This window comes from Peptoniphilus sp. oral taxon 836 str. F0141, from assembly GCF_000179335.1.
Lineage (GTDB): Bacteria > Bacillota > Clostridia > Tissierellales > Peptoniphilaceae > Peptoniphilus_A > Peptoniphilus_A lacrimalis.
The window spans coordinates 1-502 of the sequence record NZ_AEAA01000003.1 but is presented as its reverse complement, the minus strand read 5'-3'; the positions used below and the strand labels follow the sequence as shown (position 1 = coordinate 502).

The window sequence follows — 502 nt, the reverse complement described above, 5'->3', positions numbered from 1 at the left end:
TGCAGCTAAGGCTGTAGGTAAAGTTTTACCTGAAGTAAATGGAATATTAACAGGTTTTGCAATCAGAGTTCCTGTTCCAACAGGTTCTTTAGTTGATGTAACTTTTGAACTTAAAAAAGAAGCCACTAAAGAAGAAATAAATGAAGCAATAAAAAAAGCATCAGAAAATGAAATGAAAGGCATCTTAGCTTATAGCGATGAAGAACTTGTTTCAACTGACATTATTGGTGATTCTCACTCTTCAATTTTTGATTCAAAACTTACTTTAGTTAACGGAAATATGGTAAAACTTGTTTCTTGGTATGATAATGAATGGGGTTATACTTCAAGAGTTATTGACCTTGTAGATAAAGTTTGTAAATCTTTATAATAAATAAAAATATCAATTTAGGCGAGGTTTAATCCTCGTCTATTTTCATTTAATATAAGTTTTCTAAAATTTTACAAAGAATATAAGTATAAGAAAAAAATTTCTGATAGTTTTTCTATATTTTAGAAAATT

1 pseudogene is annotated in these 502 nt (G+C 27.5%); it reads left to right on the top strand.

The features are described 5' to 3' along the window. Window positions 1–370: pseudogene (locus HMPREF9131_RS00025) on the top strand (glyceraldehyde-3-phosphate dehydrogenase); the annotation flags it as partial. Window positions 371–502 lie beyond the last annotated feature (132 nt).